The sequence below is a fragment of the Nicoliella sp. ESL1149 genome, from assembly GCF_058107265.1.
In genome coordinates this window covers 719,150-737,179 of record NZ_JBYLUE010000002.1, presented here as the reverse complement: position 1 = coordinate 737,179, position 18,030 = coordinate 719,150, and the positions used below count along the sequence as shown (strand labels likewise).

At 33.3% G+C, this 18,030-nt stretch carries 18 protein-coding genes; 5 read left to right on the top strand and 13 right to left on the bottom strand.

Annotation, left to right across the window (positions count from 1 at the left end):
• Window positions 1–13 precede the first annotated feature (13 nt).
• The 4 genes from addA to AC3B6G_RS03595 are packed head-to-tail and all read right to left on the bottom strand — an operon-like array spanning window position 14 to window position 8,341.
• Window positions 14–3,784: a helicase-exonuclease AddAB subunit AddA gene (gene addA, locus AC3B6G_RS03610; RefSeq protein WP_489849057.1), complete on the bottom strand. Its 3,771-nt coding sequence runs from the start codon at window positions 3,782–3,784 to the stop codon at window positions 14–16.
• Window positions 3,771–7,346, bottom strand: a complete 3,576-nt coding sequence (locus AC3B6G_RS03605; protein WP_489849056.1) for a PD-(D/E)XK nuclease family protein — start codon at window positions 7,344–7,346, stop codon at window positions 3,771–3,773. Before AC3B6G_RS03605 ends, addA begins: the two co-directional genes overlap by 14 nt.
• 58 nt (window positions 7,347–7,404) lie before the next feature.
• On the bottom strand, window positions 7,405–7,761 hold the full coding sequence (locus AC3B6G_RS03600; RefSeq protein WP_489849055.1) for a hypothetical protein: 357 nt from the start codon (window positions 7,759–7,761) through the stop codon (window positions 7,405–7,407).
• Window positions 7,754–8,341 carry an SDR family oxidoreductase gene (locus AC3B6G_RS03595; protein WP_489849054.1) on the bottom strand — a complete coding sequence of 196 codons (588 nt, stop codon included), beginning with the start codon at window positions 8,339–8,341 and terminating at the stop codon, window positions 7,754–7,756. Before AC3B6G_RS03595 ends, AC3B6G_RS03600 begins: the two co-directional genes overlap by 8 nt.
• Before the next feature lie 200 nt (window positions 8,342–8,541).
• On the opposite strand from AC3B6G_RS03595, the gene AC3B6G_RS03590 reads away from it, so the two are divergent.
• Window positions 8,542–9,855 (top strand): NCS2 family permease, encoded by a 1,314-nt coding sequence (locus AC3B6G_RS03590; protein WP_489849053.1) that lies wholly within the window; start codon window positions 8,542–8,544, stop codon window positions 9,853–9,855.
• 148 nt (window positions 9,856–10,003) lie between these two features.
• Window positions 10,004–10,213, top strand: a complete 210-nt coding sequence (locus AC3B6G_RS03585; RefSeq protein ID WP_489849052.1) for a CsbD family protein — start codon at window positions 10,004–10,006, stop codon at window positions 10,211–10,213.
• A 57-nt stretch (window positions 10,214–10,270) separates the two neighbouring features.
• Here the strand turns inward: AC3B6G_RS03585 and AC3B6G_RS03580 are convergent, their stop codons facing one another.
• The 5 genes from AC3B6G_RS03580 to AC3B6G_RS03560 all read right to left on the bottom strand — a co-directional run bounded on the left by AC3B6G_RS03580 (window position 10,271) and on the right by AC3B6G_RS03560 (window position 13,082).
• Window positions 10,271–11,131, bottom strand: coding sequence for an NAD(P)-dependent oxidoreductase (locus tag AC3B6G_RS03580; RefSeq protein WP_489849051.1), 861 nt, complete (start codon window positions 11,129–11,131; stop codon window positions 10,271–10,273).
• A gap of 110 nt (window positions 11,132–11,241) precedes the next feature.
• Window positions 11,242–11,763, bottom strand: a complete 522-nt coding sequence (locus AC3B6G_RS03575) for a GNAT family N-acetyltransferase (RefSeq protein WP_489849050.1) — start codon at window positions 11,761–11,763, stop codon at window positions 11,242–11,244.
• 15 nt (window positions 11,764–11,778) lie between these two features.
• On the bottom strand, window positions 11,779–12,213 hold the full coding sequence (locus AC3B6G_RS03570; protein ID WP_489849049.1) for a GNAT family N-acetyltransferase: 435 nt from the start codon (window positions 12,211–12,213) through the stop codon (window positions 11,779–11,781).
• A gap of 150 nt (window positions 12,214–12,363) precedes the next feature.
• Entirely contained in the window at window positions 12,364–12,708 is a 345-nt protein-coding gene (locus AC3B6G_RS03565; RefSeq protein ID WP_489849048.1) for a fluoride efflux transporter FluC, read from the bottom strand.
• Entirely contained in the window at window positions 12,705–13,082 is a 378-nt protein-coding gene (locus AC3B6G_RS03560; RefSeq protein ID WP_489849047.1) for a fluoride efflux transporter FluC, read from the bottom strand. The genes AC3B6G_RS03565 and AC3B6G_RS03560 overlap by 4 nt, the downstream gene beginning before the upstream one ends.
• A gap of 448 nt (window positions 13,083–13,530) precedes the next feature.
• Here AC3B6G_RS03560 and scrK point away from each other — a divergent pair, with 448 nt between their 5' ends.
• The 3 genes from scrK to AC3B6G_RS03545 all read left to right on the top strand — a co-directional run bounded on the left by scrK (window position 13,531) and on the right by AC3B6G_RS03545 (window position 15,929).
• A complete protein-coding gene (scrK, locus tag AC3B6G_RS03555; protein ID WP_489849046.1) occupies window positions 13,531–14,406 on the top strand; it encodes a fructokinase ScrK in 876 nt (291 codons plus the stop codon).
• Between the two features lie 82 nt (window positions 14,407–14,488).
• Window positions 14,489–15,499, top strand: a complete 1,011-nt coding sequence (locus AC3B6G_RS03550; protein WP_489849045.1) for a zinc-dependent alcohol dehydrogenase family protein — start codon at window positions 14,489–14,491, stop codon at window positions 15,497–15,499.
• Between the two features lie 40 nt (window positions 15,500–15,539).
• Window positions 15,540–15,929 (top strand): VOC family protein, encoded by a 390-nt coding sequence (locus AC3B6G_RS03545; protein WP_489849044.1) that lies wholly within the window; start codon window positions 15,540–15,542, stop codon window positions 15,927–15,929.
• 320 nt (window positions 15,930–16,249) lie between these two features.
• Here the strand turns inward: AC3B6G_RS03545 and AC3B6G_RS03540 are convergent, their stop codons facing one another.
• The 4 genes from AC3B6G_RS03540 to AC3B6G_RS03525 all read right to left on the bottom strand — a co-directional run bounded on the left by AC3B6G_RS03540 (window position 16,250) and on the right by AC3B6G_RS03525 (window position 17,912).
• The gene (locus tag AC3B6G_RS03540) at window positions 16,250–16,459 is read right to left on the bottom strand and encodes a DUF6440 family protein (protein WP_489849043.1); all 210 of its coding nucleotides are present in this window, start codon (window positions 16,457–16,459) and stop codon (window positions 16,250–16,252) included.
• A 62-nt stretch (window positions 16,460–16,521) separates the two neighbouring features.
• On the bottom strand, window positions 16,522–17,034 hold the full coding sequence (locus AC3B6G_RS03535) for a hypothetical protein (protein WP_489849042.1): 513 nt from the start codon (window positions 17,032–17,034) through the stop codon (window positions 16,522–16,524).
• A gap of 148 nt (window positions 17,035–17,182) precedes the next feature.
• A complete protein-coding gene (locus tag AC3B6G_RS03530) occupies window positions 17,183–17,719 on the bottom strand; it encodes a DUF3278 domain-containing protein (protein WP_489849041.1) in 537 nt (178 codons plus the stop codon).
• Window positions 17,712–17,912, bottom strand: a complete 201-nt coding sequence (locus AC3B6G_RS03525) for a helix-turn-helix transcriptional regulator (protein ID WP_489849040.1) — start codon at window positions 17,910–17,912, stop codon at window positions 17,712–17,714. Before AC3B6G_RS03525 ends, AC3B6G_RS03530 begins: the two co-directional genes overlap by 8 nt.
• Between the last annotated feature and the right edge of the window lie 118 nt (window positions 17,913–18,030).

The window sequence follows — 18,030 nt, the reverse complement described above, 5'->3', positions numbered from 1 at the left end:
AACTATAAAAATATTAATTCGAAATGGGAATTAAACGCCCAATTGATAATGAGTAAAGATACTTCTTTGTGATAGGGCGTTTCATGATTTTAGTCAGTGCCAATGCATATAAATTGACCTGTCCACGGTACTTATCCAGTAGTTTTTCCTTTCCAGCTTTAATTTGCCGGGGATTAATATAATCTGTTTTATAATCAAATAAAATAATTTGATCATCTAATACTAAATATCCATCAATAATTCCGTGAATCAATACTTTTTCATCCCCATCTTTTGCCATATCAGCAAACAAATCTGCTGCTGATAATAACAAAGAAAATGGAACTTCGCGATGAATCCTATCAGGATGTTGAAGGATCAGTTCACCAACCTTAGAATCAAAGAAATTCATAATCGCTGAGCGTTCAATTTGTTTTGCCACATCCGCAACGATTAACTTTTCATTGACCAACCGTTCAATTAATTCTTCAATTTCATTTTCTGTTGGTTTATGAGTTACATCAATTTTTTGTAAAACTAAGTGGGTTGCCGTTCCTACTTCAGCTGGAGTTGGTTTTGTAACGGACTGTAAAAACCGTGGTTGAGCAAAGTTAGGATTAACGTAACGAGAACCCTGCTTAATCCCATTCTTACTACCAATCAATAATCCCATATCTCCAGCGTCAGGATCATCAAATAACCGTTTTACTTCGGACACTGATTGATATGCAGTAGTGTGCGTCGCAACTTGATTTGGATACTCAAAATTCATGATTCTTTTAATATCATCAATGTTGATTTCAGTATTAACGGGTTCTTTTACCATGTTCTTCATCCAATTTGCATTAGCATTATTGTCCCCACTAATTTCACCTTTTTCTAAATCAACATTCGAATAAAAGTTAATCGTAAACTGAGTCTTATCACTTTCTAATAATTGGCTTGCCCGTTCATCCTCAAATTCCCTCAAGAATTGGGGATGACGATATAACGCCGTCCCAATCAATCCTAAGTTACTCTTCTTTTCATTTCTTAATGAGGCATCTAACACTATGTCGGGACTAAAACTAGCTTCTCGCCATTGTTTTAGCAGTTCTGCTTTACCTGTTGAGTCACTGGTTGAACGTTTCTTAGCAATTCCAACTAAAAAGAGCTGTTGTTCAGCACGGGTTAAAGCAACATATAACTTTCGCATTTCTTCGGCTTGATTTTCAGATTGAATTTGATCTAGAACAACTCGCTTTGGTAAAGTTGTAATCTTGGTCCGCTTATCTTGATCAATATAATCAATCCCAAGGCCCATCTTATCGTTCAATACAAAACGTTGTTTAGTCTCCATGGTGTTGAATTGACGCTGAATATCAATTAAAAAGACAACTGGAAATTCGAGTCCTTTACTCCCATGAATCGTCATTACAGATACTGTATCATCATCCACAATTTCAACAGGTTCAGATAAATCTTGGTCATGTTTTTGCATCCGTTCTATGAATCGCACGAACTGAAATAATCCCTTAAAACTCGTTTGTTCATAGTCAGCAGCTCGTTGATATAGGGCATGTAAATTTGCTTGACGTTGCTTTCCAGCAGGCATTCCCCCAACGTAGTCGAGAAAACCAGTTTTTTGATAGATATACCAAATCAAATCAACTAGCTCATGATGATGAGCATAGTTTCTAAAATCGTCCAATTGATTCAAAAATTGTTCTATTTTATGAAAAACAATCGAGCCAAAATCATGTTCATCTTTAAAATTATCATAATTGCCAACAAAAGAACGAACTGCATGATAATAATCACCAGTATTTCGATTGATTCGGATATAAGCAAGTTGATTTTCATCTAACCCAACGATTGGTGACCTTAGAACAGCCACTAATGGAATATCTTGGTAAGGATTATCAATAATTCGCAGTAATGACATCATAATTTGAATTTCAGTTGTTTTAAAGTAGCTATCCTGTCCAGTTACTGTAACTGGAATCTTATGATGCTGAAACACATCAGTTAATATTAAATTCTGACTTCTAGTGGCTGATAAAATCGCAATATCAGAATACTTAATTGGACGCATTTCGCCATTTTTACCAAGTGTTTTATCAAATACCGGCTTCTGATTACGAATCAAATCATCAATCTTTTGTGCAACTAATTCCAATTGACCATGATCAGCATCATTAACTTGAAACTGTTCGTCCATAATTGGTTCATCATTATTAGTGTTGTTAGCATCATATAAATCAACTTCAACGTTTGAAGTTAATTCTTTAGGATAATATTTAGCCCCAAATTTTAATTTAGCAGCACCAGTATAATCAATTTCTCCCACTTCTTGATTCATAATTTGAGTAAAAATTAAATTCACGAAATTATCAATATTTTCTGCTGATCTAAAATTATCAGCTAAATCAATATTATAATTATCATTATCTGGATTTTGATATGAACGTTGTCTCCCCATAAAAATACTTGGGTCCCCTAGTCTGAAACGATAAATAGATTGTTTAACATCCCCAACCATGAACATATTATCAGATTGCCCCTCCTGATTTTTGTGGGCAACTGCTTGCAAGATAGCATCTTGAAGCCGGTTATTATCCTGGTACTCATCGACCATTATTTCTTGATATTGATTTTGTAAGTTTTCTCGAACAGCATCTGATAAATGCGGCCGTGTTAAAATTTGATACGCAGCATGTTCAATATCGACAAATTCCATTCCATGTCGCTGAACTTTTAATTGATGATAGGCTTTGCTAAAAGTTAAAACGACTTTTACTAACTCTTTTATCAAGCTATGAGCATCTTTGATTACTTTTAGATTCGTTTCTTCATCTAATTTAAAGTAAGCTTTTTGAATTTGTTTTTCCCAAATTGATTTAGCGGAATCGTTGAACAATTTAATTTGTTTATGCCCATCACTTTTACCACTTGGAAAACGTCCCTTAACTGGTTTTTCATTAAAAAGCGTTCGAAGTTCATTCCAAGATAATGTCGGAATTTTGTTGATCACAGAATTGATGTTTTCCAAACATTCATGGAAAAATTCTGACTCTTTGCTCAAATCATCTGAAGAACGTCGTGCAAATTCAAGTGCTGATTTGTATTTTAGAATCATTTGTTGCAATCGATCGATAATCATCGGTTCAATATTATCCTTAAACAAAGAACTATCAGTTAATGTACCTTCGATATGGTACATCTTCGGTAAATTTTCCAACCATTTTGTCGGATCTTGGTTAACGTTAGCATAATCATAAATTTTATTGATCAATTCCGTTAATCCATCATCAGAACGATCATCAGAAAAATTATCAACTAGCCTTACAAATTGACCATCCTTATCATCTGCATATAAATCCTCACGTAGTTCTTCCCAGACCTGATCTCTTAATAACTGGATTTCCGTTCTGTCAGTTAAAATCCTAAAATCTGGATCCAAGTCAATTACATAGTAATAATTTTGAACAATTCGCTGACAAAAAGAATCTAACGTACTAATATCTGCAACTGGTAATTTTCGAATTTGGCGAACTAAATGACGTTGCAATTTTACATTCTTTTGATTCGCTAATTGATTAATTTTAGATTGGAGCGCACCTTGAACTCGATCCCGCATTTCTTTCGCAGCTGCTTTAGTAAACGTTACGATCAATAATTGATCAATACTGGTGCCATTCATAATTTTACGAATGACTCGCTCAACTAATACCCGTGTTTTTCCTGATCCTGCAGATGCAGAAACTAAGATATTCCCTGGAAGATCCCTTTGGATTGCATCCGCCTGTTCATTAGTGAAGTTCATTAAAGAAATCCCCCTTTTCAATTCGTTTTAAGATATCTGTTAATTGCATTTTATTCACTTGTCGATAATTATTTTCACTCAATAACGGATCGAATTGCATAATGGGAGCGTAATCAGTATATTTCATTGCATCAAAACTATCCGTTTTCAAAGGTGCAAGATCTATATTTCCGTTAAAAATAGCTTTCCCAGCTCGTTGAATTAATTGTTCAGTATAATCTAGCAATGATGTTAATTGTTCATTTGTAACTAAGACGTTTCTTCCCTTAACTTCTTCTTTTGCATTTGAACGAAGCCCCTTATAAATTAAAGAACTTCGCTTATTCTTATCTAAGTCATCGTTCTTAATTGAACTTAATAATTCTGCATCATCCACAATGATCCCGTTATAACGTTGAGCTTTTAAAATTGCTTTTTCAAACGGTTTATTCAACGTATCATCTACCGATAATAATGGATCTTGAATGTGTAAATATAAAGCCCCAGCTAATTCAGCTTTTTCTTTTTGACTAAATTGATTTAAATTCCGTTTAATGACATCTAGATAGGTCATTAATTGAATCGAAATTCCACTATACAACTCATCATATTTTATATCTTTATTTCCAGATTTATAATCAACGATTGCTAAGAAGTTTTTATCTTCTGTCGGGTAAGCATCAATTCTATCAATTCGTCCACGAACTCTTAAGTGGTGCTTTTCATCAATATCAAAAAGTAATGGATCTAGATTGGCAGCTTTTCCAGTTTGTCCAAAGGAAATTTCGGTTTGACGAGGCCGCATTCTAGTGTAGTTACCTTGCCACTTCATTGTTAAAGCCATTCTTTGAACAGTTTGAATCAATAAATGTTGAATATAATTCATTTGATTGGAACTTTGTAAAATTTGATATCGTTGATCATTTTTAACGATATCGTGAGATATCCGCCCAACTAAATTCATTAACTTTTTACTATCAACTGTGGCAATATCAATTCCGTCTCCGTTTAAAGCACTAACGGTCTGTTCCAAAACACTATGGAAAAATTGACCTTTGTTACCACTTGATAACTCAAATTCATCCCGTGGTTTCAAACTCAAGCCGTATGTCAAAAAGTATTCATATGGATTCTTATAGAAATCCTCTAATTGAGAAATTGAAGAATTCAACGTACTCGAATATAACTTTGTTACGATTTCAGGTTTTAAACGCTTAGGCCGATTATTATAATTCAAGCCACCTAACAACTTATCTGTTAACATCTTAAAGTAATCATTCGTATTAATAAGTTCATGATACAATGTTCGCCATTCATCAGCTAATGGTTCGGCATCAGTTTTACTTTGGTAACTCGCTTGAACTAAATGGCGTAATGATGTTCGTTTTGTTCCAACGTATGGCAACACATTATTTTTTGAACCATCAGGCAATGCGTGAAATTCTTGTTCTTGAATTTGAAAATGCTCAACAATTCGATCAACGTATGGAGAACGTTTTGCACTACTCTCTTGGTTAGTATCGTCATTTAAACTATAAGTGAATATTAACTGTTCCTTAGCTGTCATGAATGCCTCATAGTTCAAGAAGGGTGAATTAGCCATTTTAGTTTCACTATCATCAGGTAAGAACTGGTCCGCTTGCAATAATGGTTGCATTTCATCACGGTCAGTATCACCAATTAAGTCATCATTCACAATTTGATCTGGCATCGTTTCATCCGTTGAACCAATCATAAACGTAACGCGATAATTATCAGATTGAGTAATTCCACTTTCAGTAATTACAACCTGATCTAATGTCGATGGAATTTGAGAATAATTTGCTCCTTCAAATCCAGCTTTCAAGAGATCCAAAAACGTGTCTGGATTAAAATCCATATCTCCAAGAATTTCAGCAAAATCATCTAATAAGCTACAAAAAGTCCCCCAAACTTGTTCTGGTTGTCCAGCCTCATTTAAGTCCTCATTGTCCATTGCAACTCGTCGCCAATTCTGAAGTTGATCAACAACGCCGTTTTTAATTAAAAATTGGTATAAGACTTTAATTGCTTCTGTGCCAGTCTTAGCTTTATTTATTTGCCGGAAAAAAGGCGGTAATATTTTCTTAATAAAATGACGGATAACATTGACTCGTTTAGTTATGTCAGGATCTGGCTTAGCACGTAAATTAAAATCAGCAGAATTAATATTGATGTATTCCCAATCTTGTTTTTGGGTCCAACGTTTCCCAGCATATCCATTACGTAATACTAAGTTTTCTGTAAGCGATAAGTCGTTTCGATATTCTTGAATTCCCATGTAATGTTCATTATCAATTTTCGGTAATAGTAACTCCGTCTTCAATAATCGCATCACATCTGAATATTCATAGCTTCGTTTACTATTTTTAGGGTTGATCATGAACAAAGCGTTAATCAATTCTACCAATGGATGTGTTTCCATTGTCTTGCGAACATCCTCAAAAAATGGAATTTCTTGCATATCAAAAACAGGATGAATCATATTTTGATAGGCATCTAGATGTCTTGTCATTACAACAAAATCTCGATAATGATATTTACCTGTAGCTACCATTTGACGAATCTTTAATGCCACTTTCGCAATTTCTGTATATGGATTATCAGCCTTGATTACTTGAATTGAACTTTTATCATTCAATTCTACTTTGGGCATCGCATTATTGATTTGGACTGAATTAATCCAAAATCGATCAAGTTCCACTAAATCAGCATTAGTTTCTTTATCCTTGGCATATATATCCGTAAGGACATGAATTCCATTATTTCGAGCAATTTGATACAGCTGGTAATATAAATTTGCCGGTTGAAAAAATAAATTTGGTGATTCAGGTAATTTGTTAGTGGCCGGTCGATCAAGAGTTAAATCAATCGTTACTGATGCTGATTTAGTAATCATAGTAGTAATAATTGCCATTTCTTGAGCAGACAACTGGGAAAATCCACTAATATAAAAATGCATTTTACTTAAATCAATTTGTTGAATTTTTTGACTAAATAATTGAAGCAAATCTGTATTATGGAGGTATTTTCCATGCGTCCGTTTTTCAAAATCTTGATATATCAAAGTTAAATCGGTTAGCTTAGCCTTTAAGTTTCGATTTAAGTGCGGACTTGTTTGTAGCAAATTAGTTAAATCTTCTGAACTGATTTGCCCGACAGTTAAATCATTAATTTCATTTGCTAGTTTGTTAATAAACCCAGGATGGTTCTCTTCTCCTCTAAAAACTGTCAGTTCTGTTTGATGATCCAAAATAATTTGGTATAACAACATATTCACTGCCGATTCACTTAATCTAGGAGCTTGGTATTCTGCATCCTGACTAAATAAAAACCATGCTAAACGGGTTAATGACAAAATTTGAATATTAGTTTGAGCATAAGCATTACTTTTTTTAGTGTTCAATGCCTTTAAAGTATTAACTTCGGCATCAAATTTAATATGATTAGGAATGAGATAAAAAAAGCGTTCGTCAGGATGATTGGCAAACTCTTTTTTTAGTTGGGTCGTCATAGTTTTAAAATGATCTTTGGATGCGGTTCCCAAAACAAATTGTAAAGTCATTATTGAACTCCTTAAAAAATAAGAAAGTGGAATCGCTAATTCGATTCCACTAATTCATCTATTTATTCTTAGGTAATTTATTATCTACTAAAACATCATTAATATAATCATTAATAATCTTAAGAATCTCTTTCATGTTCTCTGAATTACCAGCAGCTTCAGAAGCCTTATTTTCAGCAATTGCCCATAACGCTAGATTATCTGTTACTGGAACAATATCTCTAACAATTCGCATTGGCGTATTACTATTACGTTCCTTTTTAATTTTATTATAGCTATTATAATCGGTAATCATATGCAAGTGTTCTTTACTTGTAGGATCATAAGTTTCAAAAATAACAAAATGTGAATTCTTTTGTGCCTCGTTCAATCTTTCTTTAACTGTTTCTAGTTCTTCAGGTGGAATATTAAACATTTGAAGCACCTTCCTTTTTTTCAATCAGCCCCACTGACTGATTAATAAATTTATTTTCAACAACTGCTTTCACGATCATTTTAGCTAGTGTTTCACGTGAAACACTTCCAACTGGCATTTTTTCACCTTCATTAAATAGTTCTACATTTCCGAATCGATGATCGGTGATCAAGCCAGGCCTAAAAATTGTATAATCAATTTCAGTTTCATCAATCAATTTTACAGCATACCTTTGTTGATTCAAAAACTCTTTTACATTTTTGATTCCAGGATATTCTATATTTCCCATAATTTCTTTATCAATTCCAGCTGTTGAAACCATCACAATTCTTTTTAAAGTTGGATTGATTTGTTCTAAAGCATCACAAAATGCTTCAAAAGCTAAATCAACATCTAATGGTCCAATCAATGAAATAAGAACATCAACGTCTGGTAAATTACTCAAATAGATTTCAGGTTGATTTAAATTGTATCGATCTGCTTCCAACGTATTAACTTGAACAGTAGAAAATTTTTCTAATAATTTTTTTATTGGAATAGTATCTCGTTCTTTATTCGCTAATAGCAGTATTTTTGTCATTAAATATTCCTTCTTAAGCATTTATCATCTCTTATTTTATCAAAATTTATGAGACTAGTTAATTTATTTAACTATAAATTTCGTTTCTTTTATAAAAGGAACGCTATCGTTCGCATATTGACAATATATAAAAACTTATATTACTATTGAAAAGGAATATATATTTTAATTTACGAACATTTAAGGAGATGCGAGTTTTAATGGTCAACAAGATTGCTGATTTCTTTCATTTTAAAGAATTAGGCACCAACTTTAAAACCGAAACGTTAGCTGGTATCACAACTTTCGTTTCAATGGTTTATATTTTATTCGTCAACCCGAACGTTTTAAGTGCTTCTGGAATTGACAAAGGTGCTGTCTTTACCGCCACTGCTTTAGCCAGTGCATTAGGTTGTTTCTTAATGGGGTTCATTGCTAACTATCCAATTGCTCTTTCTACCAGTTTAGGAATGAACGCCTTCTTTGCTTATTCGGTTTGTATCGGAATGAAAGTTCCATGGCAAACTGCTTTAGCTGGGGTTTTCGTTGCTTCATTAATTTTCATGATTTTAACTGCATTTAAGATCCGTGAAATTGTTATCGATGCTATCCCTAGTGACTTAAAGAGTGCTATTGGAGCAGGAATTGGTTTGTTCATTGCATTTCTTGGTTTGAATCAAGGTGGCTTGATTGTTGCTGACAAAAGTACATTAGTAACATTAGGTTCATTTCATGTTGGTTCAACCTGGTTAACTATTTTTGGTTTAGTTGTCACTTTAATTTTAATGAGTGCCAGAGTTCCAGCCGCTATCTTCATTGGAATGGTTGCCACAACAATCTTAGGAATGTTAACTCACCTTATTGCATTGCCAACTAGTGTGGTCTCATCAGTTCCAAGTTTAAAGCCTACCTTTTTAACTGCTTTATCTCACGTTACTGAAATCAATTCACCAAAACTGATTGTGGTCGTTCTAACGTTCTTATTGGTTAGTTTCTTTGATACTGCCGGAACTTTAGTTGGGTTAGCAGAACAAGCTGGGTTCATTAAGAATAACAAGATTCCAAGAATTGGCCGAGCATTAAGTGCTGACTCCACTGGAATGGTCGTTGGTTCATTATTAGGAACTTCCCCTATTGGTGCATTCATTGAATCATCATCAGGAATTGCCGTTGGTGGTCGTTCCGGATTTACTGTTATCGTTACTGGAATCCTATTCCTATTAGGAACTTTCTTCTCACCATTGTTAGGAGTTATTACTGACCAAGTTACTGCTCCAGCATTGATCATTATCGGAATGTTAATGGCACAATCTTTGAAGAATATCCATTGGGAAAAATTCGAAATTGCTGCTCCTTCATTCTTAATTCTTCTTGGAATGCCTTTAAGTTATAGTATTTCAGATGGAATTGCTTTAGGATTCATTGTTTATCCATTAACAATGATTGCAGCTAAGAAAGGTAAAGAAGTTGGCTACATTATGTATACTTTAGCCATTATCTTTATCGTCTTACTTTGGTTATTAAATATGAAATAAAATTTAAAATCACCACGTAAAAACTCTCATAAATTAGACTACAATGTTTAATTTATGAGAGTTTTTAATTTCAATTCATCATTCATGACATTTTCTTAATTCAATCTATAATATAGATAGTGTTAGTTTTAGAAGGGAGTTTTAAGTTATGGATTTAAAAAATGAAAAGAATAAGTTAAAGGGTAAATTTGATGAGGCTAAGGGTAAGTTAACTGGTGATAAACTATCTGAAGCAAAGGGTAAAGCTGAAGGTTTAGTCGGTAAAGCAAAAGATGCCTTTAACGATGCTACTAATAAAGCTAAAGAAAAGTTAGACCAAAAGAAAAATCAAAATGATTCACAAAACAATAAAAATTAATTTTCTTTAAATTAAAAGTCACTCAGTTATTTAAAATAACTGAGTGACTTTTCTAGTTTATTTATATAACTTATATAACCCTTGGGTTCCATCATTTCCCAAATTCATTTGATCAACCATTTTTTCATATAGTTCTTTAGCTTGTTTGGTTGCAGGTAGATCAAGATGCATTTCGTCTGCGCCTTGCAAAGCAATTCGTAAATCCTTTAAGAAATGTTTAGCAGCAAAACCAGGTTTAAAGTCTCCTTTTAATATTCTTGGACCATAATTATCCATACTCCAATTATCACCACTACCATGTGAAACCGTATTTAATAAATCGGCTAAATTCAAACCGGCTCGTTTACCATAAGCTAGCATTTCTGATAATCCAGTCATAGTTCCAGCAATCATGATTTGGTTCGCCATCTTGGTATGTTGACCCTTTCCATGTCCCCCGAACAAATGAACTTGATTCCCCATTGCTGATAAAACTGGTTTCATTTGATCGAAAACATCCTGTTCTCCACCGACCATGATAGTAAGCGTTCCATTTTTTGCTCCAACATCTCCACCAGATACTGGCGCATCTAACGTTTTAATTCCCCTTTCATCAGCAGTTTTCGCAATCTTTTCTTCCAAACTAGGTTTACTAGTGGTCATTTCAATCAATGTTTGTCCATGGTGAGCACCAGCAAACAAACCATTTTCAGAATAATAAACATCTTCAACGTCTTGTGGAAAGCCAACAATTGTTAAAACGACGTCTACTTTTTGAACTAATTCTTTAGGAGAGTCTGCCCAAGAAGCCCCCGCATCTATTACATCTTGAGCATGGGCCTTTGTCCGATTATAAACAGTTACATCATAACCATTCTTCATTAAATTCATAATCATTCCAGTTCCCATTACTCCAGTTCCAATAAATCCAATTTTCATAATTAAGCCTTCCTTATTTTTAATTAGGTAAATATTAACATTTCTTTTTAACTCAATTAAAGAATTTCGCATCAGCGTAAATAAAAAGTGCAAGCTAGTAGCTCACACTTTTATTTTTCTAAATTCAATTCATATGCAGTTCGATATGGATCATTAGGTTCATCAACTTTAATCGTTCCTCGTTCACTAAAACCAAACTTATTACCTAAATGTTGCATGGCCTTATTATCACGATGAGTATCGAAACGAACATTATGGATACCAGCAATTTCTGCAATCGTTAACAAGTTTGAAAAATAAAATGAACTTAAATGCATTCCCTTATATTGACTACTAATTGCAAATCGATGAATGGTAGCATAAGGATCCTCGTTGTTCCAGCTACCATCAATATGGATATAACTAGGATCATCACCGGCAATCATGGTTGCTGTTCCAACTGTTTTATTATCAACAATTAAAATATAATTATTGCCTTGTTCAATGTCATCACATAACATACTGCGTTGTGGATATTCAGATTGCCATTGCGGATTCCCATTCGCTGCTAATACTTTCTTAGCATCAGCAATAATTGTCATGATGTCATCTAAGTCATCTAACGTACCCTTTCTTACATAAATGCTTGCCATAATGTTCTTCCCCCATTATTTCTTAATCATCGTAATATGTGGCGTTTGTTCGTGAATAAAAACTTCTCCCTTTGCTTTAAAACCAAACTTATTATAAAAACCTTCCTTATCAGCTTGAGCAGTAATTTCAATTGGTAATTGATTTAAATTATTTTTTGCAAGTTGAATCATTAAATAATCCATTAACTGCTTGCCAACTCCCTGACCACGAACTTCAGGAACAGTTAAAACCCGCCCAAAAGATAAATGATCACCTTCTGGATAAAAACGGGCATATGCGACTAATTTTCCATCTTTTGTTCCTAAAATATGATTAGCAATCAAATCAGTTTCATCGGCATCCACAAAAGTACGATGTTGTTGAACACAAAAAGTTTCAGCACGAATATGATACATTTTCCAAATTTCACGATGAGTTAAGTTATTGAACTTACAATTTTTAAATTCCATTTTTTAGCCTCTTTAATTAATTTATTTTGAAATTAGAGAAGTTAAATTAGCCATTCGGCGGCGATCAATAATGGTTACGATCACCTTCATTTTTTTAGCTAACACAACAGAACGAATCACTATGATCACCTCTTTTTGTTAATATTACTATTATAATAACAATCCAAGCCAAGCGCCACATAAACCACCTATTAAGGTCAAAATAAAATATGAAAATGCAGTTAAGGGATGCTCCGTTTGTAATTGCATCGTTTCATTCATATACGTTGAAAAGGTAGTATAACCACCCATTATTCCTCCCATAAAAACAAGGGATGCTGAACCGGATACGAAATGGGTGGTAAAAATACCAAGTAAAAAAGCACCAGATACATTAATGAACATCGTTGAAACTTTTAAACTAGTCCAACCAAATTTAGCATCAATCAATTTGATCAAACCATATCTGATTAAAGCCCCAATTACGGCAGCAATTCCGGCTAATAAAATCATCATTTAGCTTCCTTTCTTTCCAACTGCCATTGACTAATTCGTCGTCCAAATAATGCCAAACCATAGCCACCAACCAAACTAGCTAACATGTAGCATAATGCCCAAATTGGCATGTTCGTTAACTTAATAGTATCAACAGCAAAAGTGGAAAAAGTAGTAAAGCTACCAATTAGTCCAACGCTTAATCCAGTCAAGACATTATCAGATACCCATAAAATATCCGGTAAAATTCCGGTAAGATACGCCAATGCAAAAGAACCGGCTAAATTAATCCCAATCACCATTAAAGCATGGTTATCACCAGACCAAAGAACAAGTGCTTCTCGTAAAGCTCCTCCAATAAAAGCAAATAATATAATATAGATGATTTTTCTCATTATTAAATCCCCTTTTATAAAACATTATCATCTCATTTTAGTTGAAAGCAAAAATCACTTTCAAGTTTAATTCATTAATTCAATAGTTTGTGCATAATTACACTAGTTAAATTTATATTATAAACTTTCCGGCTCAAAACATAGGAAAAGTGATTAATAACTACTTATTATAATTATCGTTTTCTTAAATAGATTCTCCTTGCTTTATAGATAAAAAAGCATATAATTAACATATAAATATAAGTTAGTGAAATTCATAACTTGTATTTATATGTTAATTTCATTAATTTGAAGTTGCTTTTTTGCAAATCCTTGTGATGTTTTTATTAAGAATTGTCTTTTGCTTTAAAGTCCCGTTCACGTTAGAATGGAACTTGATTGCAGAAGCAATCAAATAATCACAAGTGCAACTTTATCGTTGCTGAAAAATACGTAAGGAGTTTCCCGTATGTTGTTAGGTAGTATCGAAGCTGGTGGAACCAAATTCGTTTGTGCTGTCGGTAATCAATATTTACAAATTATCGATAGTATTACAATCCCAACGACAACGCCCGAAGAAACTTTCAAGCGGACCATCGATTACTTTAGTCATTTTAATGACCTAAAAGCAATGAGTATTTCATCATTTGGTCCAATTGAACTCCGCCATGATTCACCACTTTATGGATTTATCACTGATACTCCTAAAGTTGGTTGGCATAATGCTGATTTCGTTGGAACCATGAAACGGGCTTTTGATATCCCGATTTATTGGACAACTGACGTTAACGGTTCTGCTTATGGTGAATATATTCTTGCTGCAACCGAAAAAAATCCACCTAGTTCTCTCGTGTATTACACAATTGGAACTGGGGTGGGTGCTGGTATCATTATAAACGGTCATTTTGTTGGAGACATGGGTCATCCAGAAATGGGACATGTAATGTTAAAACGTCATCCTGATGATTTAGCCTTTAATGGAATTTGTCCCTTTCATGGTGATTGCTTAGAAGGTTTGGTCGCAGGACCTACTTTTGAGGCTCGAACAGGCCGCTTAGGTCCTGAAGTCCCAATTAGTGATCCGGTCTGGGACATCATGGCTTACTATGTTGCCCAAGCTGCGATGCAAGCAACCTTAACTATTCGACCAAAACAGATTATTTTTGGTGGCGGAGTAGTTTCAGAAAAGTTCTTAGAAATGGTTAGAGTGCATTTTAAAAAATTATTAAATGGCTACATTAACGTAGGCGAATTGAAACAATATATTCGCATGCCTCGAGCCGAAGATAATCACTCAGCTACTTTAGGAAACTTTGCGTTATCATTGGAAGAATTGCAAAAATGATTTAAAATTGGTATTGAAATATTGAAACTTTCTTCAGGTTTCAATACAAAAATAATAATTTATATGAAGGAGATTTTTGAACATGAAAGCTTTAGTTATGAACAAAGTAAAGAGCATGGATATCGAAGATCGCGATATGCCAAAGCCTGCACCAGAAGAAGTTGTTGTTAAGACTGCTTATGCTGGTATCTGTGGTACTGATGATGCATTATTTAATGGACTTCCAGGTTCAGCACCTGCTGTTCCACCAATCGTTTTAGGACACGAAAACTCAGGTGTTGTTGAAGCCGTTGGTGAAAAGGTTACCCAATTCAAGAAGGGTGACCGTGTTGCTGTTGACCCTAACATCTACTTCCCTAAGGATAAGTACTTCCGTGTAGATCGTCCACAACTTGCTGAAGAATTATCAGCTGTTGGTGTTACTCGTGATGGTGGTCTTGAACAATACTTCACTGCTCCTGAATCAGTTGTATACCATGTTCCAGATAACCTTTCATTAAAGGCTGCTTGTTCTACTGAACCTGTATCTTGTGGTGTTCACGGTGTTCGTCGTTTACACTTACAACCACACATGAACGCTTTAGTTATGGGTGATGGTTACATGGGTCTTTTATTCGTTGAATTATTAAAGGCTTACGGTGTTCAACACGTTGACTTAACTGGTCGTCATGATGACAAGTTAGCTGAAGAACAAAAGAAGACTGGTGCTAGCCACGTAATTAATACTGAAACTGGCGACATTAAAGAAAGCTACGATATCGTTATCGAAGCTGTTGGTCGTCCAGAAACTCAAGAAAAGGCAGTTCAAGTTGCTGCTAAGGGTGGTCAAGTATTAATGTTTGGTGTTGGTCGTCCAGATCAAACATTCACTATGAACACTTACGAAGTTTTCCAAAAGGAATTAGACATCAAGGGTTCATTCATTAACCCATTCTCCTTCGAAGACTCCCTTGCATTAATGGCAAGTGGTGAAGTTGATGTTGAACCATTAATTAGCAACGTTATCAAGTTAGACGAAGTTGTTGGTGTATTAGATGGTTCCAAACGTAAACCAGGTAAGACTGTCGTTCACGTTAACGAAGACTTAGACTAATATTTTAATTAAAAAATAAACTTAATTGGAGGCTTTTAAAATGGCTTTAGATGATTACTTTACTGGTATTCAACACATTGGTATTCCTGCCAAGGATTTAGACGAAACTATCGCTTTCTACAAGAAGTTAGGTTTCGATCAAAAAGGTTTATTCAAGAATGGTGAAAACCGTTGTGCATTCATGCACTATGGCAACCTCATTATTGAAACTTGGGAAGGTGACCCTGTCGCTGACTGTGATGGTGCTATCAACCATTTCTCAATGAACACTACTGATGTTGACAAAGCATATGCAGAAGCTAAAAAGATGGGCTTAAACGTTTTAGATAGCGAAATTCAATCAATCCCTTCATTCTGGGATAACGGAATTCGTTTCTTCAACATTCAAGGTCCTAACCATGAAAGAATTGAATTCTGTCAAATTCTTTAGTTGTTAGCTGATAAACAACTTAAAAGCGATCCTAATCTTATGATTAGGATCGCTTTTTTATTTTCTTAGATATAATTACACAATATCAATATTAAATAACTAATTAGGAATAAAACAATCATGATTAAATATAATAATTTACTGGATTTATTAAAATAATATTTAATGGTCACAATAGCCATCAGATCCAAAACTGCTAGCCCACTCCATAAATAAAAACTCATTCCTTGAGCTTTATTAATGTAATTAATACAGATAATGTCTAAAATAAATAATCCGATAATCGTGCTTTTATAAATATTTTCTCTAGTCATTAATATTTAACCCTCTTCTTGATTATAAATTAATGGTTTTCCATCTTTATCACGTAACATTAGCATTGTACTCCCAAATCCAGAACTATTAATTACATATTCAACGCCTGTTTCGGTATCATAATAAACATCAAATTCTTGAAAACCAACAGCCGGCTTATCAGTACATATCTTTTTAAAACGCCGTCTTCTATTCTTATTTTTTCTTTCAAACATTATAATCTCTCCTTATGAATTAGCCAAAGTATCTAATAAAGCTAGTATTGATGTAGCAGATATTAATAATAGGATATAAATAGGATATAAATAACCAATTTTTGTTTTGTACTTAATTTATATTTCATGAGCGCAGTATTATCCAATAAGTTCAAATGAATACTATAAAACGATGAACCATCTAAATAAGGAACCACCTTAAATAACACAAACGCTTTTAACAAAATCATCAAGAGAATCAACAAAATTTCCCATTGGGGCCACAAAGATAACAAGACATTACCGTCAGAATAAGTAATTATCCAACCCATTAAAGCAAATGCATCAACAAATTGAATAATGAAGTAAATATTCTGCTTTAGAGCCATATTATTAATTTTATTAATCCTTTTTACCTTATAAACTAAAAAACTAAAGAAAGCAATATTTGCTGCAATTAACGCTATTACCATAAACATAAAGATATGATACATTCCAATGAAAAAGAAAGCCCCATAGAATCCCCATAAAATAATGCTTGCTAAATTTATTTGTTTTAACTGGGAGCTAATTTTTGTTTGATTATTAATCTTCAACACTCCTAATATAAACTTTTTAAAATTAATAATATAAAATAACAATTACTAATGAAAACTAAAAATAAAAGAATCATTGGAATTCCCATAGCACGTTTATTGTTTTCACAATTAAAAGGTAATTATTCATTAATAGTCTCCAAAATATTTATTTCTTTATCCTTCTTCGATATTGAATATAGATTATAATTATAAAAATTGGACAACTAATTAAAATAATTCGATTAGTATGACCATCAAGCAATAACTTCAATATAGAATCATGCCCTTGATCCATAAAAAATGACATAATCATAAAGTATAATTTTTCATAGATTAAAAAATAAATTCCATTTCTAATCGCCCTATGCTTTGCATTCTTAATTAATTGCTTATAATCTTTGTTGTCATATGCATCTACTTCACTTAAGTGAAGCCGATACCCTACCCACCAAATATAAAACATAATCAACGTTAAAATAGCTACATTTCCAAAAAACAACGTTAACAAAACATTTTCTGCAGGAAAATTAAAAAAAGCTAATCCTAGTCCAATTGTAGACAAAATATAATAATAATACAGAACCATAAAAGCATTATTTCCAATTCGATTAATTTCTTGAATACGGTATTCATCTAACGGACCATCAATTTTATACATAAAACGAATCATCTTAATATAAATACTTTCTTTCTCTTTATTCATCATTTTTCCTCCAAAATAACGTATTTAAATCTGTTTCTAAAGCTTTAGCGATATTCACGCACAATTTCAAAGAAGGATTGTAGTCCCCCTTTTCGATCAATCCAATTGTTTGTCGTGAAACATTTACCATCTTAGCTAACTCTTTTTGCTGCAAACCTTTCTCAATTCGATAAATTTTTACCCTATTTTTCATTTTGCTATCTCCTATGCTTAAGTTATATATATATTGTTTAAGTCATATATAGATTACTTAAGTTATTTATAGCGTACATGAAGATATGCTAACTGTCAAACAAAAAATTATTTGAGCA

Bases quoted from the DNA above. Each gene is read 5' to 3' on its own strand.
- AC3B6G_RS03550 (WP_489849045.1), top strand. From the start codon at position 14,489: ATGAAAGCTTTAGTTATGAACAAAGTAAAGAGCATGGATATCGAAGAT.
- AC3B6G_RS03570 (WP_489849049.1), bottom strand. From the start codon at position 12,213: ATGGAATTTAAAAATTGTAAGTTCAATAACTTAACTCATCGTGAAATT.
- AC3B6G_RS03540 (WP_489849043.1), bottom strand. From the start codon at position 16,459: ATGTTTGAAAGAAAAAATAAGAATAGAAGACGGCGTTTTAAAAAGATA.
- AC3B6G_RS03600 (WP_489849055.1), bottom strand. From the start codon at position 7,761: ATGTTTAATATTCCACCTGAAGAACTAGAAACAGTTAAAGAAAGATTG.
- scrK (WP_489849046.1), top strand. From the start codon at position 13,531: ATGTTGTTAGGTAGTATCGAAGCTGGTGGAACCAAATTCGTTTGTGCT.
- AC3B6G_RS03580 (WP_489849051.1), bottom strand. From the start codon at position 11,131: ATGAAAATTGGATTTATTGGAACTGGAGTAATGGGAACTGGAATGATT.
- addA (WP_489849057.1), bottom strand. From the start codon at position 3,784: ATGAACTTCACTAATGAACAGGCGGATGCAATCCAAAGGGATCTTCCA.
- AC3B6G_RS03560 (WP_489849047.1), bottom strand. From the start codon at position 13,082: ATGAGAAAAATCATCTATATTATATTATTTGCTTTTATTGGAGGAGCT.
- AC3B6G_RS03605 (WP_489849056.1), bottom strand. From the start codon at position 7,346: ATGACTTTACAATTTGTTTTGGGAACCGCATCCAAAGATCATTTTAAA.
- AC3B6G_RS03545 (WP_489849044.1), top strand. From the start codon at position 15,540: ATGGCTTTAGATGATTACTTTACTGGTATTCAACACATTGGTATTCCT.
- AC3B6G_RS03525 (WP_489849040.1), bottom strand. From the start codon at position 17,912: ATGAAAAATAGGGTAAAAATTTATCGAATTGAGAAAGGTTTGCAGCAA.
- AC3B6G_RS03530 (WP_489849041.1), bottom strand. From the start codon at position 17,719: ATGAATAAAGAGAAAGAAAGTATTTATATTAAGATGATTCGTTTTATG.
- AC3B6G_RS03575 (WP_489849050.1), bottom strand. From the start codon at position 11,763: ATGGCAAGCATTTATGTAAGAAAGGGTACGTTAGATGACTTAGATGAC.
- AC3B6G_RS03590 (WP_489849053.1), top strand. From the start codon at position 8,542: ATGGTCAACAAGATTGCTGATTTCTTTCATTTTAAAGAATTAGGCACC.
- AC3B6G_RS03595 (WP_489849054.1), bottom strand. From the start codon at position 8,341: ATGACAAAAATACTGCTATTAGCGAATAAAGAACGAGATACTATTCCA.
- AC3B6G_RS03565 (WP_489849048.1), bottom strand. From the start codon at position 12,708: ATGATGATTTTATTAGCCGGAATTGCTGCCGTAATTGGGGCTTTAATC.
- AC3B6G_RS03585 (WP_489849052.1), top strand. From the start codon at position 10,004: ATGGATTTAAAAAATGAAAAGAATAAGTTAAAGGGTAAATTTGATGAG.